Below are 26972 nucleotides of genomic sequence, written 5' to 3'. Positions count from 1 at the left end.
CATCCGCCGGGTCCGCCATGGCCGCCAATTCACAAACACCGTCTGACACGCCGCCGTTGAAGCTCACGGAGGAAATCCGGCGACTGGTCGAGCAACTGGCCGCCTACAATCACGAGGCCTGGCTCAAAGAACGCCTCGCCCAGGGCTGGAAACCCGGCCCCCACCGCGACGATGAACTGAAAACCAACCCCTGCCTCGTCCCCTATGCCGAACTGAGCGAGGAGGAAAAACAGCTCAACCGCGCCACCGCCCTCGAAACCATCCGCGCCATCATGGGCCTGGGCTACGCCGTCACCGGCCCCGAAGGCCAACCCCTCACCGCCGACAGCGATTCCCGTCAGATTCTCCAGGAGACCCTCCACCAAATCCGCAAAAACCCCAAGCTCACCGTGGCCGATTTGCGGCGCATCTGGGAGCAACACTCCCCCACCGTCTGGAGCCAGAGCGTGGACCTCTACCGCCGCGCCGTGGACGCCGCCCTGCGTCTGGGCGAAGCTTTCCTGGCCTTCGACATCTCCGCCGAGGGCCTGCAATTCTTCAAAGACGATTTGCGCCTCACCCAGCTTCAGGCCCTCGCCCTCGCCCGCACCGGCGCCACCCGCCGCGCCAACGCCATCCTCGACCACCTCCGCCAGGCCGGCCATCAGGATGAGGAAACCCTCGGCATCCTCGCCCGCACCCACAAAGACTTCTACACCATGGCCGGCGACCCGCAGGAGTGCCAAAAACACCTCCGCATCAGCTTTGACCTCTACCACACCTCCTACCAGCGCAACCGCGGTTACTACTCCGGCATCAACGCCGCCACCACCGGCTACATGGCCGGCCAAAAGGACATCGCCCGCCAAATCGCCCAGGAAGTCTCCGACCTCTGCGAGCGCACCCTCGAACACCTGCCCCCCGAATCCGACGAGCGCTACTGGCTCGAAGCCACCCTCGCCGAAGCCGCCATCATCCTCGGCGACTTCGCCAAGGCCGAACAACACTACCGCCACGCCACCGCCATCGGCGGCGATAAACTCGCCGTCCTCAGCCGCACCCGCGCCCAGGCCCGCCTCCTGCTCGAGCACATCACCGGCAACCCCAACCTCCTCGACCACTGCTTCCAAATGCCCCGCATGGTGGTCTTCTCCGGCCACATGTTTGACCGCCCCGACCGCCGCCAGCTCCGTTTCCCCTTGTGGCTCGAAGGCCCCGCCAAGGCCGCCCTCGCCCGCCGCCTCGACGCCATCCAGGCCCAAATTGGCTTCTCCTCCCTCGCCTGCGGCGGCGACCTCCTCTTCGCCGAGGCCATGCTCGAACGCGGCGGCGAAATCAACATCGCCCTCCCCTTCAACCAGCGTGACTTCCGCAAATGCAGCGTGGACATCATCCCCGGCCATGACTTCGGCCCCCGTTTCGAGCGCGTCCTCGCCGCCGCCGCCACCGTCACCGTCCTCAGCGAATACGGCAACGCCAACGACGGCGCCGCCTTCGACTACTGCAACCGCGCCCTCAACGGCATGGCCCTCCTCAAAGGCCGCTTCTTCGGCCTCGACGTCGTCCCCCTTGCCCTCTGGAATGGCCAGTCCGGCGACGGCCTCGGCGGCACCCACAGCTTTGTCGAGTTCTGGCAAAACCGCGGTGTCCCCGTCGAAATCATCCGCCTGGACACCCTCCTCCACGAAAACTCCCCACCGCCAGACTGGGACACCCCCGCCGCCAACCCCGCGCCGTCGGCAGAAATCCAGGCGCCCCTGGTCACCCAGGAAATCAAGGCCATGCTCTTTGCCGACATCGTCGGCTTCACCCGCCTCACCGAAATCCAGGTCGTCCCCTTTGTCCAACACTTCCTGGGCCAGGTGGCCGAGCTCATGCAGGCCATGCCCCATCCCCCCATCCATAAAAACACCTGGGGCGACGCCGTCTGCTGCGTCTTCGATTCCGTCCGCGACGCCGGCGTCTTCGCGCTGCGCCTGCGCGACCTCGTCCGCGGCACCGACTGGAGCCGCTACGACCTCCCCCACGAGCTGAACATCCGCATCGCCCTCCATGCCGGCCCTGTCTTTGCCTGCTACGACCCCGTCCTCGGCAAACTCACCTACAACGGCGCCCACGTCAACCGCACCGCCCGCATCGAACCCGTCGCCGAGGAAGGCCAGATTTACGCCAGCCAGGCCTTCGCCGCCCTCGCCACCGCCGAAGGCGTCGCCGAGTTCACCTGCGACTACGTGGGCACCAAACAGCTCGCCAAAAAATACGGCGCCATCCCCGTCTTCTTGGTGCGCCCCACCTCCTGAAGTATATTGTCCCCATGCGGAAACTTGATGCTTTATTACCATGGCCCCTGCGCGCCATTCCCCTCCTGGCGTTGCTCCTCCTCCTCGCCGCCTGCGCCTCCACCAAAACCTCCTGGGATGCCCGCGTCGGCCAGTACTCCTATGACCAGGCCGTCCTCGAACTCGGCCCCCCAGATAAAAGCGCCACCCTCGAAAACGGCGCCCGCGTCGCCGAATGGCTCACCGTCCGCGGCCACGCCGGTCGCTCCGTCGTCAGCGGCTACGGCTATTACCCCGGCCACACCGTCTGGTTTGAACCCGGCGCCCCCGATGTCTTCCTCCGCCTCACCTTTGGCCCCGACGGCAAACTTAAGGAATGGAAGCGCGTCTATAAATAACCCCGGCCGCCCAGCCCTCTCCCCCACGCCGCCCTGAGCCTCACGCCGGCAGCCCGCCCCGCCGCGCCGGTGCCTGACCCCGCTTCTTTAACAACGCCTCCTCCAACACCCGCTCCACAAACGCGCCTATCCCCGGCGCAAACGACGCCCGCGGCCCCGCCACATTCAGCGCCCGGATGCGGTGTTGCCGGATGAACTCGCGCAAAGCCTTCGCCGGCGCCTCCGTCTGCCCCGCCACCACCACCAGCACCGGTTTGCCAAGCTCCTGCGCATATTTCCACGTCAGCAACGTCCCCCCGCTCAACTCCGGCTGCAGCGTGAAAATCACCGTCCCATCCGTGTCCCGCACATTCCACTCCGTCCGCTGGGCGTAAGCTGGCGAGGGCGTCTCCTTCAACCGATAACAATCATCCAGCCGCCCATCCTCCGCCAACCGGCCGGCCGGACACCACCCCCGGTGCGCAAATCCATGGCGCAGGGCAAAATCCAGTGCCGCACGGTCCGCTCCGGTCTGGCCCCCGGAGACAATTACCAACGAACGTCGGGAATTCATGGCCGCCCTTATTTTGCCATCCCCCGCCCCTTCCTGCAAACTCCATCACCCCCCTGCACCCCCCTGCCGTCATGCGCCCCCTTAAATCGGCAAGTCCGGTTGTGCCGGCTTCTCCCCGGCGCCCGTGCCACCTTCGCCCCCCGCAGCTTCTGCCTTCCCGGCGGGCGCGCCCCCGGCCACCTGCACCAACGCCGGACGCAATACCCGTCCCTGGTAGGTGTACCCCGGCGCCAGCACCTGCTGCACCACCGCCCCCGCCGCCACCGGCCCGCTCGCCTGATGGGCCTGATGCATTTGCGAATCAAACGCCGCCCCCGGCTCCGGCGCAAATGCGTTCAACCCCACCCGCCGCGCCAAATCCCGACACACCCCCTGAAAAATCCCTATCTGCTCCACCAAATGCGGTTGCCCCGACTGGCACGCCGCCAGATACAACGCAAACACCTGGTCCAGCAACCGCACCGTCACCTGCAACCAGTCCTGCTCCTGCCGCCGCAACTTGTCCGCCTCCAGCCGCAGCGTGGCCTTCTCCGTGTCATTGGCCTGCCGCAAAAAATCTGTGAACGCCCGCGCCTCGGCTGCCATGCTATCGGCCACCTCCCGCGCCGTCTGCACCGTGCGGGCGCACTCCCCCTGAATGTTCATCCAGTTGCCGGTTGCCTCGGCAATCTGTTGTTTGATTTGCTCCAAATTCTGAATTTGCGCCACCGTCGAGCGCAGCGCATCCGCCTCCGCCAGCTTCATGGCGGCCCGATGCTGCAAAATGAAAGGCGTCACCAGCAACCATGCCCCCGCCGCCACCGCCGCCGTGCACAACGCCATGTTGGCCGTGCTCAGGGGCCATTCGCTCTGGTACACAATCCCGCCAGCCACCGCCAGCAACAGCAGGTCGCCCAACAAAAAGGGCACCACCGACGGTCGAGGTATTGCCGCTTCACTCATGCGCCGCGCAGCTTAAGCCGCCCCTTGCCCCCTCTGCAACTTGTTTTCCCGCCCCCCTCCCCACCCCAGCCCCCCGCCCAGCGCCCCCCGCCGCAAAATATGACCATTCCTTGCCAAAGCCGGTGTAGCAAGCAAATGCCTCTCTTTTTAATTTCTTTATGCAATGCTGCATGACCAGCCCGTGCGCCGTGGGCGCCGCGGGCGGCCAGGGGCAGCGCAAACAACACGCATGAGCGGGAGTCATTCCATGAGCGGGCCCACGCCTGCCGCCATCGTCCCGGACCCCCAGGGACCGCGCCCCACCCCTTTGGAGCGGGCCTTGCCCTCGCTCTCCAGCGCCTATGACTTCCTGCAAAACCAGTACGTCTATGTAATCGTCTCCGCCCGCGCCCGCGGCCTCTCCGTCGGCGTCAATCTCAACCCCGAACGCCGCTGCAATTTCGACTGCCTCTATTGCGAAGTGCCCCGCCCCCTCCCCGGCGGCAACTCCCCCGTGGACGTCGAAATCATGGCCCGCGAAGTCGAGCGCACCCTGGAATACGTCCAGTCCGACCGCCTCCGCCAGCACCCCGTCCTGGGCACGCTGCCGCGCGAATTTGTCCAGTTCCGCCACCTCGCCCTCAGCGGCCTCGGCGAACCCACCCTCTGCCCCAACTTTGTGGATGTCGTCCAAACCCTCGCTCATTTGCGCGTCCTCGGCCGCCGCCCCTTTTTCCATCTGGTCCTCGTCACCAACGGCAGCCAGTTGGACCAGCCCAATGTCCAATCCGGCCTCAAATACTTCACCCCCTCCGACGAAATCTGGATTAAACTCGACGCCGGCACCCCGGAATACTACCTGAAAATCAACCGCACGCCCGTGCCCTACGAAAAAATCCTCCACAACATCCTCCTCGTCGGCCGCCAGCGCCCGGTCGTCATTCAAAGTTTGTTTGTGGCCGTGGACGGCGAAGAACCCCCCGCCCGCCAAATCGAACAATACGCCCAGCGCCTCAAAGAACTCAAACTCGCCGGCGCCCAAATCGCCCTCGTCCAAATCTATTCCGCCACCCGCCCCACCCACCAGCCCGCCTGCAGCCATCTCCCCCTCAAATCCCTCAGCCGCATCGCCCAAATCGTCCGCTGCGCCACCGAGCTGCCGGTCGAAGTCTTCTAATCCCTCCTGACCGCGCCCCCGCCCGCTTCAACCCCCCGCCAGCTTCTGCGGCTGCCCGCTCGCTATCGAGGCCTCCTCCGCCTCGCATATTTCAATGGCGCTTAAACCATCCGCCGCCGTCACCACCGTGGGCGCCCGGCCGGCCAGAATGCTGTCCAGAAAATGCGCCAGCTCCCCCACGTACCCGTCCGGCCCCTCATTCCGGATGACCACCGGCGGCTGGCCTTCCACATACACCTTCAGCGCCTCCGCCCCGCGCGCCACGTCATAATCCGCCGTCGCCCGCTCGAAGTTCACCGTGTAACTCATGCTGAAACCAAATCCCGGCGCCATCGCCCAGCCCCCTTCGGCGTACACCATCGCCCCGCTGGCCACCCGGTATTGCGCCACCACATGGTCAATCGCCCCGCTCAAACACGTGTAACCCGTCGCATACACCGCCTGCGGACGCCCAAAGCAGTACTGCACAAAATCCACGTCGTGAATGTGCAAATCCAGCAGCGCCCCACCCGATTTCTGCCCGTCCATGAACTGCGACTTGCTCCACCCCGGCGGCTCGGCCACCCGCCGGAACCGCGCCGCCAGCACCCGCCCGTATTGCCCGCTCTCCACCACGTTCTTGAGCCAGGTCCACCCCGGCCAGAAACGCATGCACATCGCCGGCATCAGAAATCCCCGGGCTTTCTGCGCCGCTTCCACCATCGTCCGCCCCAGCGCGCTGGTCCGCGCCATCGGCTTCTCGCACAGCACATATTTGCCGGCCGCCAGCGCCGCCACGGCCACCTCCGGATGCAACGGCGTCGGCAGGCAAATATCCACCGCCTCCACCTGCGGATCCGCCAGCAACTCCCGATAATCCTGGTACACCCGCACCACGCTCATGTCCAGCGCCACCGGCTTGCCATCCCCCACATTGCCCCCGGCGCTGAGCTGCCCGTTCTCCGGACGCCGTACCGCGTCACACACCGCCACCACCCGCCCCTGCGGCAGTTGTTGCAACGCCTTCAAATGCGTCACGCCCATGAAACCCAGTCCAATCACTCCCACATTCACTGTTTTGCTCATACCTCACACCTTCCCTTTGGCCACAGTTCTTGCTCCCCCACCCCCGCCGGCCCGCCCCCCTCAGGGCAGGCTCTCCACCAGCCGCCGCGCCGTAATGATGTCAGCCACCCGCTGCTGGCCCGCCTCGCGCTCAATGCACAGATTGCCCTCAAACCCAATCTCCGCCAGTGTCTGGAAAAAACCCCGCCAGTTCACCTGCCCCGTCCCCAGCGGCACTTCCTCGCCCCACGTCCCCGGCTGCAACGTCCGCGTCGCATCCTTCAAATGGCATTGCTTCACCCACGGACCCAGCACCCGCAACGCAAACACCGGATTGCCCTGATCATACAAAATCATGTTGGCCGGATCAAAGTTCACCCCCACATTCCCACACCCCAGATGCCCCAGAAACTCCCGCAACGTCGCCGCGCTTTCCTGCCCTGTCTCCAGCCCCAGCGTGATGCCCGCCTCCCCAAACAACTCGGCAATGCGCCGCAAACGCTCCACCAGTTTGCCAAACTCCGCCGCCCGCGGATTATGCGGCAAAAATCCCGCATGAAACGCCACATACGGAATCCCCAGCGCCCGCGCCAGCCGCGCGTTCTCCTGAATGTTCGCCCAGTTCTGCTCCCACGTGTGGTCCGGCACCACGCCCCCCGTGCGCCGAATGCTTTCCAACGTCGTATAATCCTCCCCCACACACCCAAACATCCCGCTCACCACCGTCACCCCCGCCCGCGCCAGCAACTCCGGCGCCTTGCCCCACACCGCCGGCTTCTCCCGCAGCGGGTCCAGCCAGAGCTGTATCCGCTGGACGCCCGTCGCCTCCAGCTTCTCCACCAGCGCTTCGGGCGTTTCCGGCTGCAAACTCCATGAGCACACGCCCAGCTTGGGCACATACCGCCGCGCATACCCACCCGGCGCCGTCAAATCCCTCCCCGTCACTTGCTGAATGAACCGCACAAACGCCTCCGCCTGCGCCTCCAACCGCTGCGCCAGCTCCCCATCCTTGAATTGGCCCGCCCCATCCAACACCTCCCGGATGCCCGGCAAAAAAACCCGCTCCGGCAGCAAATGCGCGTTCCGATACGCAAATATCTGCTGCAACTGCTCCACCGCCCGCAACGCGCCCCATTGCCCGCTCGACAAACCCACAAACGCCACCGGCCGCCCCTGAAAACTCTCCGGGAACTTCAGCAGGTCAATGAAGTACTTCAGCGCGCCGGGAAAACTCCCGTTGTACTCGGGCGTGACCACCACCACCCCGGCCGATTGCAACACCGCCTCGGTGAACGGCCTCAGCGCCTCCGGTTTCTCCGCGTACGACTCCGGCGCAAAGGCCGCCGCCGGCAACAACCCCAAATCCACCACCTGCGCCGCCACCCCGCGCCGGCGGTAACACGCCTCCACCGCCCGCGCCACCTGCGCCGTATTGCTCCCGGGACGATTGGTGCCTGCTATGATGGTAATCATGCCCGCAGCTTGCCCGATAAATCGCCCCGCTGCAAGTTTTCTGGCAGCCTCCCTCCGCTCGCCGCAGCAAGACCCCACCACCACCTCCGCCCCCAACTTGCGTGCCAGGCCACGCCGCCATTCACTTTCCCGCTCCCGGAGCAGTCCCCGCCCGGCTCTCCTGCCGCAAGCTCCCCTCGCGTGCCTCGCGGCCCGCGTTTGCGCCCAACGCTGTGCGCCCGGCTCGGAACCGGGCGCCCGCAACCGCCCGCCGCCAAATAAACGCGCCACCCTCAGCATGCTTATGAATCAAGACATCCTCGCGGGCCTTGCCCGCCATCTCCTCACCGCCCTGGGCGGCATGCTCGTCGCCCGCGGCTGGACCGACACCGCCCGCCTCGAAGCCGCCGTCGGCGCTCTCATCACCCTCGCCGGCTTTGCCTGGTCCGTCTGGCACAAACGGCGTGCCCCCGCGCGCCCCTCCCTTCCCGCCCATGATTGAATCCCTCCTCGGCCTGCTGGGCAGCGCGCTCGCCCTCCTCCTGTGGTGGTGGCGCCGCCGCGCCGCCCGGCAGGCGGACCCCCTCCACCGCCATCGCCTCCGTTATGCAAACATTGACCGCGAATGCTCCCGCACCCGCCCCGGCCAGCCTCCTGACCCGCGCCGCAGCCTTGCTGCTGATTTGGATGAGCTGGAGCGGCTGTCACGCGCCCAAAATCATCCCACCCACCCACACCCTCCTCCGCGTTGAAGCCGGCCGCCCCTTCACCGCGCCCTGCGACGGCTGGTTTCTCAGCGACGCCCTCTACCACCGCACCCGCCGCGCCGTCGCCGACCGGATTCTGGAATTGGAATCCACCGCCCCCGCCCCCAACCCATGAACCTCCTCGCCCAATTACCCCTCGACCCCCAGCACCTTGCCTGGTTTCTCGCCGTCCTCTTTTTCCTCGTCGCCGGCGTCAACCAGTTGCTCCACCTCGCCGACCGCTGGCGCGGACGCAAATACGAAATCGCCCCCCAACCCCTCATCGTCCAGCCGGCCCAGGAATGGGTCTCCCGCTCCGAATGCCACCACTTGCGCCTCACCCTGGCCTCCCGTCTCGAAGCCGCCGAGGCCGGCCTCGCCGAATTGCGCGCCCAGCTCGCCGCCGACCGCCAGACCCTCCTCGAGGCGGGCGAGGAACGCGCCCGCCGTCTCCACCAGCGCATGGACGCCCTGGGTCTCAAACTCTCCGAAGAATTGGGCGTCCTCCGCGGTGAACTCAAACGCATCCCATGAACCTCACCCTCCTCCTCCTCGCCGCCCTCGACCGCGTCCACCCCCACCTGGCCCGCGAAGAAGTCCTCGCCCTCGAAGTCAACGCCTGGCTGCCCCGCCCCGCCTCCCTCACCGAAGTCCGCCGCGCCCTCCGCCAGTTCGAGCGCGAAGGCTGGGCCGTCACCGCCCGCGCCCCCGCCGGCCATCAACTCTGGAAAATTACCGCCGCCGGACGCGCCGCCCTCGCGGAAATGGAACTCGGCGCCTGACCCCATCCCAACCGCCCCTCCCTCGGCGGAACGTCTCCCACGCCGTCCCGCCCCCTCGCTCAGCCTGCTGGACCCCGGCCTCGCCCGCCCCTGGAAAAACATTGCCTGCGCCCCCTTTTTGCGGCACATTATGCCTGCCCGGCGGAGAGATGGCTGAGTGGTTTAAAGCGCACGCCTGGAGAGCGTGAGTGGGCTAATACCCCACCGGGAGTTCGAATCTCCCTCTCTCCGCCAGCTTTCCTTCCTCTCCCTCCCCCCCCGCCCGACCCATGACCCAGCTCACCCCAACTTTTTGTCTAATTGCCGCTCAAGTTATTCTGCCGCCTGCCGAAATATCCACTGCGGCCATTTGCCTCGCCTGGCAGGGCATTTGGCTTGGTTTAGGGCACTCATCATGACAATTAATGGCATGAATATGAGCCTGGTGACGGAACAAAAACGGCTCGCCGCGCTGCAGGAATGGGCCATTCTGGACACCCAGCGGGAAATAGCCTTTGATGATTTGGCCTCCCTCGCCGCGGCTTGCACGCAAACTTCCATTGCCCTCATTACCTTCCTGGACGACCACCGCGCCTGGTGCAAGGCCGCCGTAGGCATTGAATTGGTGGAAATACCCCGCGAGCAATCCTTTACCGAACTGGTGGTGGCCACCAACGCCCCGATGGTAATCGAAGACGCCCGGAACGACAAACGTTTGGAAGGACGCCATCATGGATGGCTGGGGCAAACCATCCTTTTCATGGCTGGCGTCCCCTTGCGAGCCTCCGACGGCCTGGCCGTGGGCGCCCTCATTGTGGCGGATTCACATCCACGCCACCTGAGCCCCTCCCAATTAAACGCCCTCGAACGCCTCGCCCGCCAGGTCATGTCCCAGGTGGGCTTGCGCGACAGTCTGCAGAAACTCGACCGCGCCCTGCGGGAACAGGAGGAAACCGAGGCCCGCCTGGCTTACGAGCGCAATCTCTTTGAAACCCTGCTGCAAAACATCCCCGATTGCATCTACTTCAAAGACCTCCAATCCCGTTTCGTCAAATGCAGCCAGGCCCTCGCCGAACGCTTCGGCTTCGCCGACCCTTCCGCTCTCGTGGGTAAAACCGACCAGGATTTCTTTGGCCCGGAGCACGCCCTCCAGGCCTACGAAGACGAACAACGCATCATCCGCACCGGCCAGCCGCTGATTGGCCTGACCGAAAAAGAAACCTACACCGACGGCCGCGTCACCTGGGCCCTCACCACCAAAATGCCCTGGCGCGACGAAAACGGCCGCATCATTGGCACCTTCGGCATCTCCAAGGACATCACCGACTTCAAGGTCTCCGAGGAGCTCCTGGCCAAACTGGGACAGCGCCATCAGCTCATCCTCAACGCCGTCAACGAAGGCATCATCGGCGTGGACCATGACGGCCGCTGCATCTTCGCCAATCTGGCGGCCGCCAAAATCTTCCGCCGCACCTCCGAAAGCATGGTGGGCCAGCCCCTCGAAAGTTTCCTCGCCAACGCCTCCACCGTCCTGGGGGTGGACCACCAGGGCCAATTGACAGAAACCGAATTCGTCTGCGCCGACGGCCGCCTGATCCCCGTCGAATTCACCGTCCTCCCCCTCCTCGAGGCCGACACCCTCACCGGCAGCGTCCTCACCTTCCGCGACATCACCGCCCGCCGCCGCGTCGAGGCCCAGCTCGCCTTCGAGCATGACCTCCTGCGCGCCCTCCTCGAAAACATCCCCGACCGCATTTACTTCAAAGACCTGCAATCCCGCTTCCTCCTCTGCAGCAAAACCGTCGTCTCCGGCCTCGGCATCCAATCCGCCGAAGAGGCCATCGGCAAATCCGACTTTGACTTCTTTACCGAGGAGCACGCCCGCCCGGCCTACGAGGACGAACAGCAAATCATCCGCACCGGCCAGCCCATCATCGGCAAAATCGAGCGCGAAACCTGGGTGGACGGCCGCGAAACCTGGGCCCTCACCACCAAAGTGCCCCTCCGCAACTCCCGCGGCGAAATCATCGGCACCCTCGGCGTCACCAAGGACATCACCGACCTCAAACGCACCCAGGCCGAACTCGAACGCGCCCGCGACGCCGCCCTCGAATCCACCCGCCTCAAGTCCGAATTCCTGGCCAACATGAGCCATGAAATTCGCACCCCCATGAACGGCATCATCGGCATGACCGGCCTTCTCCTCGACACCCCACTCACCCAGGAACAGCGCGAATTCGCCGAAACCATCCGCTCCAGCGCCGACGCCCTCCTCACCATCATCAACGACATCCTCGATTTCTCCAAAATCGAGGCCGGCAAACTCACCTTTGAAAATGTCAGCTTCGACCTCTCTGAGGCCGTCGAAGGCTCCGTCGAACTGCTCGCCGAGCGCGCCCGCGCCAAGGGCCTCGAAATGGGCTGCTGGATTCACCCCGATGTGCCCCCCTGCCTCCGCGGCGACCCCGGCCGCCTCCGCCAGGTCCTCGCCAACCTCCTCGGCAACGCCGTCAAATTCACCGAGCGCGGCGAGGTGTACGCCGAAGTCAGCGTCCAGGAGCGCAACCCCAAGGAAGTCACCCTCAAATTCCTCATCCGCGACACCGGCATCGGCATTCCCGCCGACGCCCAGAAACGTCTCTTCCAGGCGTTCACCCAGGCCGACGGCAGCGTCACCCGCAAATACGGCGGCACCGGCCTCGGCCTGGCCATCAGCAAAAAACTCGTCGAATTGATGGGCGGCCAAATCGGCATGACCAGCCAGGTCGGCAAAGGCAGCGAATTCTGGTTCACCGCCCGCTTCGGCATCGGCCAGGGCCTCCCCGAACCCCTCGACCACGCCGCCAACCTCGCCGGCTTGCGCGTCCTCATCGTGGATGACAGCGACACCAACCGCCGCGTCCTCCATCACCAGTGCGAAGCCTGGCAGATGGAAGACCAGTGCGCCACCGACGGCGTCGAGGCCATCACCACCCTCCGCGCCGCCGCCAACAAAGGTCAGCCCTTCGACATCGCCCTCCTCGACATGCAAATGCCCGGCATGGACGGCCTCACCCTCGCCCGCCTCGTCAAGTCCGATCCCATGCTCTCCGGCACCCGCCTGGTCATGCTCACCTCCCTCGGCCATCGCCTGACCCCCGAAACCCTCAGCCAGGCCGGCATCAGCGCCTACCTCGTCAAGCCCGTCAAACAATCACGCCTCTTCGACTGCCTCGTGCGCGTCCTCGCCGGCGCCGGCGGAGCCCGCCCCCAACACACCGTGGCCCTCCAGAAAACCGAAGCCCCCGCCACCCTCCCCCGCCTGCGCGTCCTCGTGGCCGAAGACAACATCGTCAACCAACGAGTCACCGTCCGCCAGTTGCAGAAAATGGGCCAGGTCGCCGACGCCGTCGCCAATGGCGTCGAGGCCGTCAAAGCCCTCCGGGCCGTGCCCTACGATGTCGTGCTCATGGATTGCCAGATGCCCGAAATGGACGGCTACGAAGCCACCCGCATAATCCGCCAGGAAGAAGCCGCCCATCCAGAGCGCCGCCGCGCCTACATCATCGCCCTCACCGCCAACGCCCTCCAGGGCGACCGCGAAAAATGCCTCGCCGCCGGCATGGACGATTACATCAGCAAACCCGTCCAGGTGCCTGCCATGCAGGCCGCCCTCCAACGCGCCGCCAACGCCATCAACAACCTCGCCCACAAACCGGAGCCGCCCCCGCCCGCCCACGCCCCGGCGCCCCTGCCGCCGCCCCTTTCCTCCCCCTACGAACACCTGCCTTTGCTGGACGCCGACACCATCCAAAATCTCAGCGCGTTGCAGTCGCCGGAAATGCCCGACCCCGTAGCTGAACTCTTTGACCTCTTCCTCACCGACCTGCCCAAATACCTCGGCCGTTTGCAACAGGGCCTCGACCATAAAAATCCCGCGGACCTCGCCGCCGCCGCCCACGCCCTCAAGGGCGCCGCCGCCAACCTCGGCCTCCGCCGCCTGGCCGCCTGCGCCGCCGACCTGGAGAAGGCCGGCAAAGAGGGCAACCTGCCAGTGGCCGCCGCCCTCCATGGCCTGCTCCTCCATGAAATGGAAGAAGCCCGCCACGCCCTCAATGGCAAAGAAGCCCGCGCATGAAAATCCTCGTGGCCGAAGATGACCGGACCAGCAACCGGATGCTGGGCATCCTGTTGCAGAAGTGGGGGCATGAAGTCATCTCGACCACCGACGGCGCCCAGGCCTGGAAGGCCCTCGCCCAGCCCGGCGCGCCCCAGCTCGCCATCCTCGATTGGATGATGCCCCTGGTGGACGGCCCCACCCTCTGCCGCATGGCCCGCCAAAACCCCGCGCTCCGCAGCGTGTACATCATCCTCCTCACCACCCTCGGTCGCACCGAGGACATCGTGGCCGGCCTCGAAAGCGGCGCCAATGACTACGTCATCAAGCCCTTCAACCACGCCGAGCTCCAGGCCCGCATCAACGTCGGCGTCCGCATGGTCCTCCTCCAAAACGAGCTGGCCGCCACCCGCCGCGAATGCCACGCCGCCCAGGAAGAGGTCAAACAATTGCGCGGCATCATCCCCATCTGCAGCTACTGCAAAAAAATCCGCGATGACCAGAATTACTGGACCCAGGTCGAAAGCTACATCGCCAAACACTCCGCCGCCACCTTCAGCCACGGCGTCTGCCCGGAGTGCTTCGAGAAATTTTTGAAGGACGCCATGACTCCCTCCGAAACCTCCGAAAACACACCCTGACGCCCGGCCAGTTCAACCCCCTCCTCCCCCCTTGCGGCCCCCCAGCGTCACCTGCCCCTGCATCAACAAGCGCTCCCCGCACCGCACCTCCGTTTCCGCCTGAATCAACCCCCCCAGCCGCCCCGTAATCCGCGCCTCCACCCGCAGCGTCTCGCCCGGCCGCGCCGTGCCCAGGATTTTGATGTGGCGCAACGCCGTGAGCTTCAAATCCTCCACCGGCGCGTGCTCCGCCGAGCTTTGCGCCACCACCCCCGCCACCTGCGCCGCGGCCTCCACCAGCAACACCCCGGGAAACATGGGCGCGCCCGGAAAATGCCCCCGCAAAAAAGGCTCATCCCCGCGCACCACGTACTCCCCCGCGCCGCGCGCTCCCGGCTCCAATTCAATCAAACGGTCCACAAAACGAAATTCCGGCCCGTGGGGCAGCCGGGCCAGCGCCTCCGCCAGGGCGCGCGAGTGGGTGGTATCAGGTTGCATGGGCGGCAATCATCGCCTTACAGCGGCCCGCGCGTCACGCCCAATTCGTTCAACAAACGCAGCTCCTGCCACAACTGCGCCGCCGTGATTTCCCCGCGCTCCAACTGCTGGTAACGCGCCACCGTGTGGCGCGCCACCTCGGGCGTTTCATTCACAAACTCAATCCGGAACCGCCGCGCCCCCGCCTCCATCAGTTGCCGCAACGCCCCCGCCCCCGTCTGCGCGCGCGCGTTGAACACCGTGTTGCGGCAGCCGGCGTCCGCCCGCACCGGATGCTCCGCCCCCACCCGGTCCCGCAATTTCACCTCATGCTTCTCACAGGGCCGGCCGCAGTTGGTGAAGTCCGTCCCCGCCGACAAAAACGCGCAAAACACACAATGCTCCATGTGAAACATCGGCATGTGGTGATGCAGGGTAATCTCGAACCACGCCGGCGGCGCCGCCCGCAGCAAATCCAGCAGTTGCGCCACATTCAAGTCATACGAGGCCGTCACCCGCTCCAGCCCGTACCGCTGCAAAAAGTATTCCGCGCTCAACGGATTGGCGATGTTCAACGCATAGTCCCCCACACACCGGCAGCCCGCAAAAAACTCCAACTGGTCATAATTCCGCACCAGATAGCCATCCGCCCCGCTCGCGCGCACCTGCCGCAAAATCCATGCCTCCCCCGGCTTGGTGATGCGCGGCGGCGCCACGTAAATCTGCCGCGCCCGCCCCGCCGGCGTGGCCCCGCGGGCCCGCACCCGCTCCACCGCCTCGGCATATTGCTTGGGGTCATCCAGCTCGCAATACACCGTGGCCACCTCGGCGCCCAGCACCGCCTCCAGTTGCGGCAGCGTGCGCACCAGCACCAGCCATTCCACCGCCGCCGGCGCCGCCATGGGCTTCATCGGCGCGGCCAGGCCCCCGGCCCAGCGCCCCGCCGCAATCTGCCGCTCCGCGCACAAGCTCCAGCGCCGCCGCTCCCGGCGCTGCGCCTCGAGGCTCGCCACCAGCTCGCGGCGCATCCGGTTCAACGCGCTCGCCGGCAAAATCACCGCCCCCTCCAGCGCGCAGTCCAGCTCGCCCAGACAGAACGGCGTCCCCCCCAGCCGGCCCAGTTGTTCGCGCAACTTTTGCGGTGTCAACGGCTGCTGTTGCGCCACCGCGAGGGGCATCGGTGAAATCGCCTCCGCCACGTGCCCCTGCGGGTCCCGCATCGCCACCCGCAACGGCTCGCCCGCCCGCCCCCACACCCGCACCCGCACCGGTTGCTGAAAACGCGGCGTCTCCCCCGCAAAACTTTGCCGCCAGCGCCGCTCCAGCTCCGGGTCGCTCGTTTTCCACACCCGGTGACCCGGCTGCACGCGGGCCGTCTGCACATCCCCCCGTCCAAAAGTCAGCCACACCTCCCCAGCCCCGCCCCGGCGGCCCGCCGGCCGCACCTCGTACACCCGCCCGCCTTCCTCGCGCAAATCCGGACGCCCGCCGTCAAACACCACCCCATCCCCCGGCTTGACGCCGCCCGCCAGCCGCACCCGCACCCGCCCGGGCCGCGATTCCACCACCTCGCCAATAAACGCCCCGCGTTTGGTCCCAAATCGCGCATGCACCAGCGCTTGATTGTTCACCCCCCCAAACCAGCCCGTGTACAACCCCCGCGAAAACGCCATCTCCATTTCGTAGCGATGCGCCGCGGCATCGTACCGCCGGCGCTCCGCCCCGCAGGCCGCGTCCAGCGCCTCCCGATACAGGCGCGTGATGTTGGCCACGTATTCCGGCGTCTTCAGCCGGCCCTCAATCTTCAACGAAGCCACCCCCGCCCGCGCCAGCTCCGGCACCAGCTCCAGCGCGGCCAAATCCCGCGGACTGAGCAGATAACGGCGGTCCCCCAGCGGCACCACCGCCCCATCCGCCACCAACTGATACGGCAGCCGGCACGCCTGCGCGCACACCCCGCGATTGGCACTCCGGCCCCCCAGCGACTCGCTCGTCAGGCATTGCCCCGAATACGCCACGCACAACGCCCCATGCACAAACACCTCCAGCGGCAGCCCCGCCTGGCGCTCGCGCAACTCCGCCTGAATCCGCTCAATTTCCTTGAGCGAACACTCCCGCGCCAACACCACCAACTGGCACCCCAGCTCCCGCGCAAACACCACCCCCGCCGCGCTGGTGATGGTCATTTGCGTCGAGGCGTGCAACGGAAAATCCGGCGACAACCGCCGCGCCAGCCGCGCAATCCCCACGTCCTGCAAAATCGCCGCGTCCACCCCCGCCTCAATCAGCGCGCGCAAATAGTCCTCCGCCTCCTCCAGCTCATGCGTGAACAACAGCGTGTTGAAACAGGCGTAGCCCCGCACCCCGCGGTAATGCAGCCACTCCATCAGCGCCGGCAGTCCCTCCAGCGTGAAATTATCCGCCCGCAACCGCGCATTGTGCCGCTCCAGCCCAAAATAAATCGCATCCGCCCCGTTCTCCACCGCCGCGCGCGCACACTCCCAGTTGCCCGCCGGCGCAATCAGCTCCGGGCGCGCCACAGCCCGGCCCTCGGATGGAGGGCAGGCCGGTGTCGGAGCGATGGAGGCAGCCAGCGCCATCAGTCCCCTATCATTCACCAGACCGGCCCCGGACGCAAGTGGCGCCGTGACCGGCCCCCGCCGCCCCCACGCAACCGCCCTGCCAATCCGGCGCCCTCGCCCACCCGCGCCACGCCGCCACCGGAAAAAAGAAACGGAAGGCAATGACGCCTTCCGTTTCCTGGGGAAACGGGCCTCGGCCGCGCAACCCGGCCGGCCCGCAGGGCGCCGCAGCGCCTAGAAAGTGAGCATCAGCTCCCCGCGCAACCACGTGTGCGGTTGCTGGTAGGTGTAAAAATTACCCGGGAAGACCACCTCGCCCCACAGATGCCCCGAGAGATACTTGTTGAACTGATACTTCACCACCGCCTGCAAATAATGGCCCCGGAAATGTCCGTTGCGTGTGAACACCGGCGCGGCCGACAACGCCGGCGCCGGCCGGTCCGCATACAACAAATTGTAATTCAACAGGAAATCCATCCCCTTGATCGGCTTCAGCGTCCACCCCGGCCCAAACCGGTGCAGATTCCCCAACTGCGCAATGCGCCACTCCGCCGCGTAGTCATAAATGTACAGCTCGCTCCACCGCGGCCACCGCGCCCACAACACATCAAACGACTCAATCCGCGCCGTCCCCGGATTGTCGCCCGACAAATACTCATAGTCCAAACTCAGCACATTGCTCAGCTTGTCCTTGAACAAATAGGAAAAACGGCTGTTGAACCCGTACGCCATCACATTGTTCTCATTGCCCCCCAGCCGCGGCTCCGTCCGCTTGCCCCATTGCAGCGCCCCCTCCGCGCTGTAGGCCCAGTGCTCGCCCAGCGTGCCCGACAACCGCAGCCCCGGCGTGTACAGCTCGCCTGTGTTGCCAAACGCCGTCGCGATGTCGTGGTCCTTCTTGTACATGAAATAGACATCCACGTTCAGCTCCTTCACGCTCTTGTTGGCAATGTACAAAATCGCCCCGCGCTCGTCCTGGTCCGTCAGCGTCTTGTGGTGATTGTTGAGCGTCGGCAGCCACTCATCCGTCCACGCCGACATCTCAATGTACGCCATGTCCACCGTCGTCTGGTGGTCCTTGATGTCCCATGTCAGCCGCGCCGCGTCCAAAAAGAACGTCCGCGAGCCGTCATTGGGCGTCCCGTCCATCACCAGCCACCCGTTGCCGAAACGCAAATCCTGCCGCCCCACCGCCAGCGTGAGCGGCTGCTCAAACATGTTGGCCCACTTGAGGTACAGGTTATCAATGATTCCCTCCTGCCAGTCCACCCCGTGCCGCCCGCGAATGGCCCCATATCCCGCGTCCTTCACCCAGTAGCGCGGCTCCGACGTCAGCCGCACATTCAACGACAAATCCTTCACCGGCGTAATTGCCGTCCACAACCGCCCGCGAAAACGGAAATAATCCTGCTCATGCAGGCGGGCGTAGGGATTAAGCGTCAGCCCGTTGTCAAAATACTCATTGCGAAAGCGCAGGTCACCGCCCCACGTAATCCACGGAGCAGGTTTCTTGATTTTATCCAGCCAGTTGGGTTCCGCCGCCGCCGCCGCCGGCGCAGCCTGCAGCCCCGCCGCGCTCAAGACCATCAGCGTCGCGCTCAAGAGGGTGATTTTGGCGTTCATGGAGTTGGTTTTAGGGTTGGTTGCTCGCCGGCCGCCACCCGCTCCGGCGCGCCCGCAAAGCCCGGCGTCGCCTGCCTGTCCCTCCCGGAGCAGGGAACACGCACAAAACGCCTTTCTCCCGGCCGCATCCCGTCGTGTGACACCAGCATAATCGAGACTTATGTATGGTTTGTCGCCCGCCCTGCCGCACGGACCGCGTCCTGAGCCTGGCCCAGCCCAGACCGGCAGAACGCAGCAATAACGGGCATATTCATAACCTGTAACAAAACCTATCGGCATGACAATCATTATTTTTAGTTTTGAATAAAGGCTATTATATTTACTGAATTAGTGTATTAGAAATATATAATAAGCTATAATTATATATTGAATTATCTTTTGTGTTCAGCGGCCGCCCCGCCGCGCCACCGCCCCGCCTTCGCCATGGCCCTTCCCCACCCGCCCACCCCCGCGGTCATTTCCCTTGTCCCACCCGCCGTGGCTCGTTAGTTTTGGCTTCCAGTAAATTGCGCCGCATGGATATTGCCCGCTACAACGTGCTCGGCGTCCAACTCAGCGCCTTGAATCCCGCGCTGGCGCGCCAGGCCATCCTCGAGGCCGTCGCCTCCCGCCGCAAAGGCTACGTCTGCGTCACCGGCGTTCATGGTGTCATGGAATCCCAGGAAGACCCCGCCCTGCGCGACATCCACAATCGCGCCTTCCTCTGCACCCCGGACGGCATGCCCATGGTCTGGCTCGGCCGCCGCCGCGGCCATCCCCACGTGCGCCGCGTCTATGGCCCGGACCTTATGCTGGACCTGCTCGCCGTGCCCGGCCTGCGCCATTTTTTCTACGGCGGCGCCCCGGGAGTGACCACCCTGCTGCGCCAGCGCCTGGAAGCGCGTTTCCCCGGCCTCCAAATCGTGGGCGCGTACGAGCCGCCTTTCCGCCCCTTGACGGCGCAGGAGTTGGCAGCCCTGGCCCGGCAAGTCGCCGCCGCCCGGCCCGACATCATGTGGATTGGCCTCAGCACCCCCAAACAGGAACGTTTCATGGCCGCGCACATTGACTTGTTGGAAACCACCCTGATGATTGGCGTGGGCGCCGCCTTTGACTTCCACGCCGGCCGCGTCCCACAAGCCCCGCGCTGGATGCAACGCGCCGGCCTCGAATGGCTGTACCGCCTCTGCCGTGAACCCCGCCGCCTGGGGCCGCGCTACCTCAAAAACAACCCCCGCTTTGTTTACTACCTCCTGCTCGAGTCGCTCGGCCTGCGCCGCCCCGCTTGAAATGATGCGGCCTGACCCCTTTTGTGGCGCCCTGTTTTCCTCCTGCCCGCTCCCGCCCCGCCTCAAACCTCCCGCAAATCCAAATCCACAATCAAATCCGCCGCAATCTTCTCCAGCGCCGCCCGCAGCGCCCCCACCTCGCACGAAGCCGGCACACTCACCTGCGCCCGCGCCCGAAACAGCACCTCGCCGGACATCGGCGCGCTTTCACAACCCGTCTCCAGCTCCTCCACATTCACCCCGTGGGCCGCCAGCACCCGCGAAATCTCGCGCACAATCCCCGGACGGTCATGCCCCACCAGCTCCAGCCGCATCAGCCGCCCCGCCACCGGCGCCGCAGCCAGGTCCGGCTCCGCATGAAACACCACCTGCAACCCTGCCTGACTCAACCCGCGCAGCGCCTGCTCCAGCGCCGCCACCTGCTCCACCGGCGCGGCCACCCGCAAGATGCCGGCAAACTGCCCGCCCAGGTGGGCCATGCGGCTCTCCAGCCAGTTGCCGCCGTGCTGCGCCACCAGCGCCGCCACCTGCTCCACCAGGCCCGGACGATCCGCCCCCATCAGGGTCATCACCAATGTGCGTTGCATGGCTTCACACTAGTCCCGCCCCCGCCCCGCTCACAAGTCCAAATCCCCCGGAACTTCCTGGCCCGCCCGCCCCGCCCGCCCCCGCTCCCCGGCAGATGTTCATTGCGCCCCGGCTCCAAGTTTATCCCATCGCGCAATGCTTAAGCCGCGCTCCCCTGCTAATTTTCATTGCGCCCCGGCCCCCCTTGCTCTTGCAATAGCTCTCATGTTGCATGCACAACCATTGACCACGCTCGAGCATCCGCTGCTCCTCCCCTACCGCACCATGAAGGCTCAGCGCGATCACCACCAGCAACGCATCTTCGTCGCCGAAGGTGAAAAAATCGTCCAGCGCCTCCTCGACACCCCCTTCACCCTCATCTCCGCCGTCATGCCGCCCAGGTGGCTCGAAATCCTCCGCCCCCGCCTCGAGGCCCGCCCCGAATGGATTGAAGTTTTTACCGCCGAAAAAGAGGAACTCGAGCGCCTCACCGGTTTTTCCATGTACCAGGGCGTCTTTGCCGTCGCTCAAATCCCCGCTCCCACCCCCCTGCCCGAAGCCCTCGACCGCGCCCCCCGCCCCTGGTTTCTTGTCGCCGTGGATGGCATTAACAACTCGGAAAATCTCGGCTCCCTGGTCCGCAGTTGCGCCGCCTTCGGCGTCCACGCTCTCCTCCAGGGCGAAACCTCCAGCAGCCCTTACATGCGCCGCGCCGTCCGCAGCTCCATGGGCAACATCTTCTGGCTCCCCGTCGTCGAATGTTACTGCCTTGCCCACAGCCTCCGCTACCTCAAATCCCGTGGCGTCCGCGTCGTCGCCGCTCACCCTCACACCGACAAACGCACCCTCCCCCAAGCCCAGCTCGCCAGCGATTGCTGCCTCGTCTTCGGCAGTGAAGGCAGTGGCATTTCCCCCGCCGTCCTGGACGCCTGCGATGAATGGGTGGCCATCCCCATGGCCCCTCAGGTGGACTCTCTCAACGTTGGCGCTGCCGCCGCCGTCTTCTGCTACGAAGTCGCCCGCCAGCGCGGCCTCATGGGCTGACCCACCCCATCCCTTTGCTCATCCCCGCCTTCGGGATACCTTGCGGCCTGCTCTTTTTCCGCTCCCGGAGCACTCCCTTTGCCCGCCCGCCTCCCCATGCTCACCCGCGTATGGCTAAACCACGCCAGCCCCAAAAAGACCACCCGCACCCTGCGGCCACCGACGCCCTCGCGTCCCTCGCTGTCCTCTCCGCCTCCGCCGCCGACCTCGCCCAGCAACTCCTCGCCGACCCCAACCTCGACCCCCACACCCTCGCCAACGCCCTCGAACGCCTCATCCTCGCCCAATCCCTCCAGACCCTCGCCAACCCCCACGCCTCCCCTCAAGACCGCGCCGCCGCCCAACACGCCTTCCACCAATGGCGCCAGGCTGACCTCGCCCGCCAGCGCCTCGAACTCGAGCGCCAGAAAATTGAACTCGCCCGCCAACGCCTGGAAGCCCAAAAACCGCCCGAAGACCCGCCCCCCGAACCCTACGACGAGGAGGAAACCGCCAAAATCTTGATGGACCAGCTCGACCAAATCCTCGGCCTCAAACCTCGGTCCCCCAAACCGCCACCCGCTCCTTTGCCCTCCCCAACTCCAGAGCCTCCCCTCACCCCGCCACCCCCCTAATACTCTTCTCTGGCAACGTCCCCTCTCCCTCAAAGAGAGGCCCCATGTAGCGCAGGCGTCGCTCCATGTAGCGCAGGCGTCCCGCCTGCGAGTGTGGCCTGCGTCCCGCAGGCCAAAGGGGTCAGATAGGTGGCGGACGCCACCGATTCATGCGCCAGCCTGCGTCCCGCAGGCCAAAGGCGTCAGGGTGAGGAGCGTTTTCAATCATTGTTCCACTATTCAAAAGCCATGTCCCGCCATGTTTATCCGTCATTGATCTCCCCCCTTCACGCGCTCACCCCCCTTTTTTCTCTCTCCTCGGGAGAGGGTCAGGGTGAGGGGCCCGCAGCGCAGCCCTCCCTCCACGTCGGGCGGTCTTCACAGTATAGCAAAACGGGCAATTCTTAAGCTTACCCATCTATCCACCTCTCGCAGGCGTCCCCGTCCCGCAATGCGGGATTTGGCCTGCATTCCGCAGGTCAAAGAGGGTCAGGGTGAGGAGCATTTTCACCCTTCGTTTTCTTCGTTCCCTTCTGTTAAAAATACGTCAGTCCTAACTATATTTTCATATCCCACTTTTCCCTACCCATCCTCATCCCCTCATGCTATCTATTATCCCATCTTGTTAAATGTTCGTTTATCCTAAAACTTACGATATCATCGTCATCGGCGGCGGTCATGCTGGCGTCGAAGCCGCCCTTGCCTCCGCCCGCATGGGCTGCCAAACCCTCCTCCTCACCATCAATCTCGACACCATCGCCCAAATGTCCTGCAACCCAGCCATCGGCGGCCTGGCCAAAGGACACCTCGCCCGCGAAATTGATGCCATGGGCGGTGCCATGGGCATCGCCACCGACATGACCGGACTCCAATTCCGCATGTTGAATACGAAAAAAGGCCCCTCCGTCTGGGCCCCTCGCGCCCAATGCGATAAAAAAGCCTACCAGTTCTTCCTCAAATGGCTTTGCGAACGCCAGGAAGGCCTCGATTGCAAGCAAGGCCAGGCAATGAAACTCCTCATCCGCGACGGCACAGTCCACGGCGTGGAAACCGAGCTCGGCGTCCAATACCATGCCAAAGCCGTCATCGTCACCACCGGCACCTTCCTCCGCGGCCTCATGCACATCGGCATGAATAAACTCTCCGGGGGCCGCCTGGGCGAAGCGGCCGCCGTCGGCCTCACCGCTTCTCTCAAAGAACTGGGCATGGAAATAAGCCGCCTCAAAACCGGTACTCCCCCCAGACTCAATCGCCGCACCATTGATTTTTCCAAAACCACCGTCCAACCCGGCGATGAACCCGTCCCCTACTTCACCTACTGGCTCGAGGATTTGTTCCACGTGGAACAATTCACCCCGGAAAACCACCCCAGCCGCTCCCATCGCTATCCACCAGGCTCCATCCTTGAACGCAACGGCGGCCAAATGGCCTGTTATATCACCTATACCACCCCGCGCACCGCTGAAATCATCCGCGCCAACCTCCACAAATCCCCCCTCTACTCCGGCGTCATCGAAGGCATCGGCCCTCGCTATTGCCCCTCCATCGAGGATAAAATCGTCAAGTTCCCAGACAAGGAGCGTCAGCAGCTTTTCCTCGAACCTGAAGGCATTGCCACCGACGAAATCTACGTCAACGGCTTCTCCACCAGCCTGCCCTTCGAGGTCCAAATTGAAATGGTCCGCTCCATCGTCGGCTGTGAGAATGCCGAAATCATGCGTCCTGCCTACGCAGTCGAATACGACGCCGTCAACCCCATGCAGCTTCATCCCTCGCTCGAGACCAAGGTTTGCCGTAATCTCTATCTCGCCGGCCAGATTAACGGCACCTCCGGCTACGAGGAAGCCGCCGCCCAGGGACTCATGGCCGGCATCAATGCTGCCCGCCGATTGCAGGGCAGGGACCCCATCATCCTCAAACGTAATGAAGCCTACATCGGCGTGCTGATTGACGACCTCATCACCAAAGGCGCCCCCGAACCTTACCGCATGTTCACTTCACGCGCCGAATACCGCCTCCTCCTCCGTCAGGACAACGCCGACCTGCGCCTCTCCGAGCTGGCCTATCAAATCGGCCTTCTGCCCGAACGCAATTACCGCCGATTTGCCGCCAAACGTGACCTCATCCAAAAAGAGCTGCTTCGCCTCAATTCCGTCCGCCAAGGCTCCGTCACCCTCGCCCAGATTCTCAAACGGCCGGAAATGACCTACGCCAAACTGCCCCACAAGGACGAGTCCCTCCCGCCGGACGTCGCCTATCAAGTGGAAATTTCCATCAAGTACGAGGGTTACATCGAACGCCAGGAAGCAGAAGTCGAACGGTTCAAAAACTTGGAAGACAAACAAATCCCCCCCTGGCTGGATTACCAGACCATCCCCAACCTACGACCTGAAGCCCGCCAGAAACTCCTCAAAATCCGCCCCGTCACCGTAGGCCAGGCCGCCCGCATCTCCGGTGTCTCGCCTGCCGACATCAGCCTCATCCTGGTCTGGATGAAGCGAGGGCAGGGGACCACGACTCCTCATTGACCCGTACCTCTGCTCGACGCGAGCAAGGGGACCACTACCCCCTCATTGCCGCCACACCCCCGACAATTCCGCTCCAGTGGGGTAAAGATGATGGAAGCGTTTGCATTGCATACACTGGCAGCACGGCTCCACCTCCCCCCAGTGAGGGCCGGGGTGAGGGCAAAAAAACCTGCCCGCACAAAACCAATGGCCAATCATGCGGATTTTAGCTCGGCCCCATCCTTTGTGTTCCACGTGGAACAAACCACCCCTCAAAACGCCCTTCCGCCACTCCCTGCCGACTGGCCATCTGCCTTGCGCCGATGAATCTTATGGATTGCCGCTTGATCCGTCGGCGTGATCACCAGCTCATTTACACACACATGCGCCGGACGTGCCGCCACCCACACCATCGCCTCCGCCACATCCTCAGCGCACAAAGGCGTCATCCCCTCATAAACTTTCCTGGCCCGCTCCGCATTCCCCTTGAATCGCACCAGGGAAAACTCCGTCTCCGCCAGTCCTGGGTCCACCGAACACACCCGCACCCCCGTACCGCACAGCTCCAGCCGCAACGCCTTGGTAATCATCGCCTCCCCGGCCTTCGCCGCGCAATAAGCCGCCCCACCCTCATACGCCGTATGCCCCGCCACCGAACCCACATTGATTATGGTGCTGCCCGGATTGTTCACCATCAACGGCAACACCGCCCGCGTCATCCGCAGCAATCCCAGCACATTCGCCTGCAACATGAACTCCCAATCCTCATCCTTCCCCTCAGCCACCGGCTCCAAACCTTTTGCTCCGCCAGCATTGTTGACCAGAACATCCACCTTCTCCACCCGCTGCTTCAACCATCCCACATATTCCTCCACCGACTCCGTCCGTGTGACATCCAAAAAATGCGCCTGCGCCTCCGGACATCCCAACCCCAACGCCTGCCGCACCGTTTCCTCCAACTTCTGAATGCGCCGGGCACCCAAAAAAATCCTGGCCCCCAACTTCCCAAAAGCCAGAGCCGCCGCCTGTCCAAAACCGGCTGAAGCCCCCGTGATGACCACCACTTTATTTTGCAATGTCATATAACCCACGTTATTAGTTATTCTTAACTAATTTACAACATTAATTACTAACATAAGCAAAATCAATGTCTATCCAAGAAATTCAAGGATGCGACTTGCCCACCGCCACCATCCTGGCCACCCCGATGGACGCCTTGGCACCCCGGCCCTCGTCATAACAGCGCAATCCCATGCTTCCGGCATTCCTGCATCATTTCCTCCGGCCACAAGCTCGCCTGAGTCTCGCCCACATGCGCCTTGCGCAGGAAATACATGCACAGCCGCGACTGCCCGATGCCGCCCCCGATGGACAAGGGCAGCTCGCCACGGAGGAGACGGCGATGCCAGTAAAGGTTTTGGCGCTCCAGACACCCGCGGATTTCGAGCTGTTGCATTAAAGATGCAGGACTGACCCTTATGCCCATGGACGATAGCTCAAACGCACACTCCAACACCGGGTGCCAAACGAAAATATCCCCATTCAATCCTGGTCTCCCCTGGTCTCCCGGCGTAATCCAGTCATCATAATCCGGCGCGCGCCCGTCATGGATGCTCCCATCCCCCAGCGGCCCCCCAATCCCGATGATGAACGCCGCTCCCACCTCTTTGAGCAGGGCATTTTCCCGCTCCCGCGGCGGCAGTTGCGGATAACGCTGCCGCAGCTCCTCCGCATGGATGAAGGTGATTTCCTCCGGCAATTCCGGCCTGATCTCCGGATAATGCTCGAAAATAAAATGCTCCGCCCGCTTCAGCGTCCGGTAAATCTTTTCCACCACTTTCCGCAAAAACTCCACATTCCTTTCCCGGTCGGTGATGACCCGCTCCCAATCCCACTGGTCCACATACAACGAATGGGTGTTGTCCAGTTTTTCATCCGGCCGGATTGCGTTCATATCGGTGTACAGCCCGTACCCCGGCTGAAATCCCAAATCCGCCAGCATCATCCGTTTCCACTTGGCCAGGGATTGCACAATCTCCGCCCGGTCCCCATTCATCTCCTTGACCGCGAAGGAGACCGGCTTCTCAATCCCATTCAAATCATCATTGATGCCGGTGCCCGACTTCACAAACAACGGCGCCGTGACCCGTGTCAGATTCAACTCCGTGGACAGGCTCAGCTCAAAAAAATCCTTCAACGCCTTGATGGCGTGCTCCGTTTGCCGGACGTTGAGCACCGGCCGATAATTTTTGGGTAGGTACAATGTGTAAGCCATGCTTTGGAAA

The 26972-nt window shown here is 64.2% G+C and carries 23 protein-coding genes and 1 tRNA gene; 14 read left to right on the top strand and 10 right to left on the bottom strand.

Annotation, left to right across the window (positions count from 1 at the left end; all coding sequences use genetic code 11):
• Nucleotides 1-17 precede the first annotated feature (17 nt).
• Nucleotides 18-2279: a TRAFs-binding domain-containing protein gene (locus NXS98_RS14085; RefSeq protein ID WP_283845657.1), complete on the top strand. Its 2262-nt coding sequence runs from the start codon at nucleotides 18-20 to the stop codon at nucleotides 2277-2279.
• Nucleotides 2280-2293: 14 nt separating this feature from the next.
• Complete coding sequence (locus NXS98_RS14080) at nucleotides 2294-2656, top strand: hypothetical protein (protein ID WP_283845656.1); 363 nt, start codon at nucleotides 2294-2296, stop codon at nucleotides 2654-2656.
• A gap of 40 nt (nucleotides 2657-2696) precedes the next feature.
• On the opposite strand, the gene NXS98_RS14075 is transcribed toward NXS98_RS14080, so the two are convergent.
• Nucleotides 2697-3209, bottom strand: coding sequence for a putative molybdenum carrier protein (locus NXS98_RS14075; RefSeq protein ID WP_283845655.1), 513 nt, complete (start codon nucleotides 3207-3209; stop codon nucleotides 2697-2699).
• A gap of 81 nt (nucleotides 3210-3290) precedes the next feature.
• Nucleotides 3291-4151, bottom strand: a complete 861-nt coding sequence (locus NXS98_RS14070; protein ID WP_283845654.1) for a nucleotide exchange factor GrpE — start codon at nucleotides 4149-4151, stop codon at nucleotides 3291-3293.
• Between the two features lie 229 nt (nucleotides 4152-4380).
• On the opposite strand from NXS98_RS14070, the gene NXS98_RS14065 reads away from it, so the two are divergent.
• Nucleotides 4381-5307, top strand: coding sequence for a radical SAM protein (locus NXS98_RS14065; RefSeq protein ID WP_283845653.1), 927 nt, complete (start codon nucleotides 4381-4383; stop codon nucleotides 5305-5307).
• A gap of 27 nt (nucleotides 5308-5334) precedes the next feature.
• Here the strand turns inward: NXS98_RS14065 and NXS98_RS14060 are convergent, their stop codons facing one another.
• Both NXS98_RS14060 and NXS98_RS14055 read right to left on the bottom strand, forming a co-directional pair.
• The gene (locus tag NXS98_RS14060) at nucleotides 5335-6372 is read right to left on the bottom strand and encodes a Gfo/Idh/MocA family protein (protein ID WP_283845652.1); all 1038 of its coding nucleotides are present in this window, start codon (nucleotides 6370-6372) and stop codon (nucleotides 5335-5337) included.
• 60 nt (nucleotides 6373-6432) lie between these two features.
• Nucleotides 6433-7824, bottom strand: coding sequence for a TIM barrel protein (locus tag NXS98_RS14055; protein ID WP_283845651.1), 1392 nt, complete (start codon nucleotides 7822-7824; stop codon nucleotides 6433-6435).
• Between the two features lie 283 nt (nucleotides 7825-8107).
• On the opposite strand from NXS98_RS14055, the gene NXS98_RS14050 reads away from it, so the two are divergent.
• From NXS98_RS14050 to NXS98_RS14020, 7 genes are all read left to right on the top strand, one after another.
• A complete protein-coding gene (locus NXS98_RS14050; RefSeq protein WP_283845650.1) occupies nucleotides 8108-8305 on the top strand; it encodes a Pam3-gp28 family putative phage holin in 198 nt (65 codons plus the stop codon).
• A gap of 104 nt (nucleotides 8306-8409) precedes the next feature.
• Nucleotides 8410-8685, top strand: a complete 276-nt coding sequence (locus tag NXS98_RS14045) for a hypothetical protein (protein ID WP_283845649.1) — start codon at nucleotides 8410-8412, stop codon at nucleotides 8683-8685.
• The gene (locus tag NXS98_RS14040; protein ID WP_283845648.1) at nucleotides 8682-9083 is read left to right on the top strand and encodes a hypothetical protein; all 402 of its coding nucleotides are present in this window, start codon (nucleotides 8682-8684) and stop codon (nucleotides 9081-9083) included. The genes NXS98_RS14045 and NXS98_RS14040 overlap by 4 nt, the downstream gene beginning before the upstream one ends.
• The gene (locus NXS98_RS14035) at nucleotides 9080-9331 is read left to right on the top strand and encodes a hypothetical protein (RefSeq protein WP_283845647.1); all 252 of its coding nucleotides are present in this window, start codon (nucleotides 9080-9082) and stop codon (nucleotides 9329-9331) included. The genes NXS98_RS14040 and NXS98_RS14035 overlap by 4 nt, the downstream gene beginning before the upstream one ends.
• 143 nt (nucleotides 9332-9474) lie before the next feature.
• Nucleotides 9475-9565, top strand: a tRNA-Ser gene (locus NXS98_RS14030).
• A 181-nt stretch (nucleotides 9566-9746) separates the two neighbouring features.
• On the top strand, nucleotides 9747-13427 hold the full coding sequence (locus NXS98_RS14025; RefSeq protein ID WP_283845646.1) for a PAS domain-containing protein: 3681 nt from the start codon (nucleotides 9747-9749) through the stop codon (nucleotides 13425-13427).
• Nucleotides 13424-14047, top strand: coding sequence for a response regulator (locus NXS98_RS14020; protein ID WP_283845645.1), 624 nt, complete (start codon nucleotides 13424-13426; stop codon nucleotides 14045-14047). The genes NXS98_RS14025 and NXS98_RS14020 overlap by 4 nt, the downstream gene beginning before the upstream one ends.
• A gap of 12 nt (nucleotides 14048-14059) precedes the next feature.
• On the opposite strand, the gene NXS98_RS14015 is transcribed toward NXS98_RS14020, so the two are convergent.
• From NXS98_RS14015 to NXS98_RS14005, 3 genes are all read right to left on the bottom strand, one after another.
• On the bottom strand, nucleotides 14060-14524 hold the full coding sequence (locus NXS98_RS14015; RefSeq protein ID WP_283845644.1) for a 3-hydroxyacyl-ACP dehydratase FabZ family protein: 465 nt from the start codon (nucleotides 14522-14524) through the stop codon (nucleotides 14060-14062).
• Nucleotides 14525-14541: 17 nt separating this feature from the next.
• Nucleotides 14542-17103 (bottom strand): U32 family peptidase, encoded by a 2562-nt coding sequence (locus NXS98_RS14010; protein ID WP_283845643.1) that lies wholly within the window; start codon nucleotides 17101-17103, stop codon nucleotides 14542-14544.
• Between the two features lie 216 nt (nucleotides 17104-17319).
• Nucleotides 17320-18708 (bottom strand): alginate export family protein, encoded by a 1389-nt coding sequence (locus NXS98_RS14005; RefSeq protein WP_283845641.1) that lies wholly within the window; start codon nucleotides 18706-18708, stop codon nucleotides 17320-17322.
• A gap of 515 nt (nucleotides 18709-19223) precedes the next feature.
• Between NXS98_RS14005 and NXS98_RS14000 the strand changes: the two genes are divergently transcribed.
• A complete protein-coding gene (locus NXS98_RS14000) occupies nucleotides 19224-19976 on the top strand; it encodes a WecB/TagA/CpsF family glycosyltransferase (protein WP_283845640.1) in 753 nt (250 codons plus the stop codon).
• Between the two features lie 62 nt (nucleotides 19977-20038).
• On the opposite strand, the gene NXS98_RS13995 is transcribed toward NXS98_RS14000, so the two are convergent.
• Nucleotides 20039-20563: a glycine cleavage system transcriptional repressor gene (locus NXS98_RS13995; RefSeq protein WP_283845639.1), complete on the bottom strand. Its 525-nt coding sequence runs from the start codon at nucleotides 20561-20563 to the stop codon at nucleotides 20039-20041.
• A gap of 205 nt (nucleotides 20564-20768) precedes the next feature.
• Between NXS98_RS13995 and NXS98_RS13990 the strand changes: the two genes are divergently transcribed.
• The 3 genes from NXS98_RS13990 (at nucleotide 20769) to NXS98_RS13980 (ending at nucleotide 24708) form a co-directional block, all read left to right on the top strand.
• Nucleotides 20769-21587, top strand: coding sequence for a TrmH family RNA methyltransferase (locus tag NXS98_RS13990; RefSeq protein ID WP_283845638.1), 819 nt, complete (start codon nucleotides 20769-20771; stop codon nucleotides 21585-21587).
• A 110-nt stretch (nucleotides 21588-21697) separates the two neighbouring features.
• Entirely contained in the window at nucleotides 21698-22201 is a 504-nt protein-coding gene (locus NXS98_RS13985; protein ID WP_283845637.1) for a hypothetical protein, read from the top strand.
• A 608-nt stretch (nucleotides 22202-22809) separates the two neighbouring features.
• Nucleotides 22810-24708 carry a tRNA uridine-5-carboxymethylaminomethyl modification enzyme MnmG/GidA gene (locus tag NXS98_RS13980; RefSeq protein ID WP_283845636.1) on the top strand — a complete coding sequence of 633 codons (1899 nt, stop codon included), beginning with the start codon at nucleotides 22810-22812 and terminating at the stop codon, nucleotides 24706-24708.
• Between the two features lie 251 nt (nucleotides 24709-24959).
• Here NXS98_RS13980 and NXS98_RS13975 read toward each other — a convergent pair whose 3' ends face one another.
• Entirely contained in the window at nucleotides 24960-25769 is an 810-nt protein-coding gene (locus NXS98_RS13975) for an SDR family NAD(P)-dependent oxidoreductase (protein WP_283845635.1), read from the bottom strand.
• 152 nt (nucleotides 25770-25921) lie between these two features.
• Nucleotides 25922-26962 (bottom strand): aspartate--ammonia ligase, encoded by a 1041-nt coding sequence (gene asnA / locus NXS98_RS13970; protein WP_283845634.1) that lies wholly within the window; start codon nucleotides 26960-26962, stop codon nucleotides 25922-25924.
• Nucleotides 26963-26972 lie beyond the last annotated feature (10 nt).

The organism is Fontisphaera persica, assembly GCF_024832785.1.
Taxonomy (GTDB): domain Bacteria; phylum Verrucomicrobiota; class Verrucomicrobiia; order Limisphaerales; family Fontisphaeraceae; genus Fontisphaera; species Fontisphaera persica.
Note: the sequence above shows the minus strand (reverse complement) of the source record. Positions and strands in the feature narration are given on the sequence as shown.

Excerpts from the sequence above, each read along its gene's own strand:
- NXS98_RS14085 (WP_283845657.1), top strand. The coding sequence starts at position 18 with ATGGCCGCCAATTCACAAACACCGTCTGACACGCCGCCGTTGAAGCTC.
- NXS98_RS14080 (WP_283845656.1), top strand. The coding sequence starts at position 2,294 with ATGCGGAAACTTGATGCTTTATTACCATGGCCCCTGCGCGCCATTCCC.
- NXS98_RS14075 (WP_283845655.1), bottom strand. The coding sequence starts at position 3,209 with ATGAATTCCCGACGTTCGTTGGTAATTGTCTCCGGGGGCCAGACCGGA.
- NXS98_RS14070 (WP_283845654.1), bottom strand. The coding sequence starts at position 4,151 with ATGAGTGAAGCGGCAATACCTCGACCGTCGGTGGTGCCCTTTTTGTTG.
- NXS98_RS14065 (WP_283845653.1), top strand. The coding sequence starts at position 4,381 with ATGAGCGGGAGTCATTCCATGAGCGGGCCCACGCCTGCCGCCATCGTC.
- NXS98_RS14060 (WP_283845652.1), bottom strand. The coding sequence starts at position 6,372 with ATGAGCAAAACAGTGAATGTGGGAGTGATTGGACTGGGTTTCATGGGC.
- NXS98_RS14055 (WP_283845651.1), bottom strand. The coding sequence starts at position 7,824 with ATGATTACCATCATAGCAGGCACCAATCGTCCCGGGAGCAATACGGCG.
- NXS98_RS14050 (WP_283845650.1), top strand. The coding sequence starts at position 8,108 with ATGAATCAAGACATCCTCGCGGGCCTTGCCCGCCATCTCCTCACCGCC.
- NXS98_RS14045 (WP_283845649.1), top strand. The coding sequence starts at position 8,410 with ATGCAAACATTGACCGCGAATGCTCCCGCACCCGCCCCGGCCAGCCTC.
- NXS98_RS14040 (WP_283845648.1), top strand. The coding sequence starts at position 8,682 with ATGAACCTCCTCGCCCAATTACCCCTCGACCCCCAGCACCTTGCCTGG.
- NXS98_RS14035 (WP_283845647.1), top strand. The coding sequence starts at position 9,080 with ATGAACCTCACCCTCCTCCTCCTCGCCGCCCTCGACCGCGTCCACCCC.
- NXS98_RS14025 (WP_283845646.1), top strand. The coding sequence starts at position 9,747 with ATGAGCCTGGTGACGGAACAAAAACGGCTCGCCGCGCTGCAGGAATGG.
- NXS98_RS14020 (WP_283845645.1), top strand. The coding sequence starts at position 13,424 with ATGAAAATCCTCGTGGCCGAAGATGACCGGACCAGCAACCGGATGCTG.
- NXS98_RS14015 (WP_283845644.1), bottom strand. The coding sequence starts at position 14,524 with ATGCAACCTGATACCACCCACTCGCGCGCCCTGGCGGAGGCGCTGGCC.
- NXS98_RS14010 (WP_283845643.1), bottom strand. The coding sequence starts at position 17,103 with ATGGCGCTGGCTGCCTCCATCGCTCCGACACCGGCCTGCCCTCCATCC.
- NXS98_RS14005 (WP_283845641.1), bottom strand. The coding sequence starts at position 18,708 with ATGAACGCCAAAATCACCCTCTTGAGCGCGACGCTGATGGTCTTGAGC.
- NXS98_RS14000 (WP_283845640.1), top strand. The coding sequence starts at position 19,224 with ATGGATATTGCCCGCTACAACGTGCTCGGCGTCCAACTCAGCGCCTTG.
- NXS98_RS13995 (WP_283845639.1), bottom strand. The coding sequence starts at position 20,563 with ATGCAACGCACATTGGTGATGACCCTGATGGGGGCGGATCGTCCGGGC.
- NXS98_RS13990 (WP_283845638.1), top strand. The coding sequence starts at position 20,769 with ATGTTGCATGCACAACCATTGACCACGCTCGAGCATCCGCTGCTCCTC.
- NXS98_RS13985 (WP_283845637.1), top strand. The coding sequence starts at position 21,698 with ATGGCTAAACCACGCCAGCCCCAAAAAGACCACCCGCACCCTGCGGCC.
- NXS98_RS13980 (WP_283845636.1), top strand. The coding sequence starts at position 22,810 with ATGTTCGTTTATCCTAAAACTTACGATATCATCGTCATCGGCGGCGGT.
- NXS98_RS13975 (WP_283845635.1), bottom strand. The coding sequence starts at position 25,769 with ATGACATTGCAAAATAAAGTGGTGGTCATCACGGGGGCTTCAGCCGGT.
- asnA (WP_283845634.1), bottom strand. The coding sequence starts at position 26,962 with ATGGCTTACACATTGTACCTACCCAAAAATTATCGGCCGGTGCTCAAC.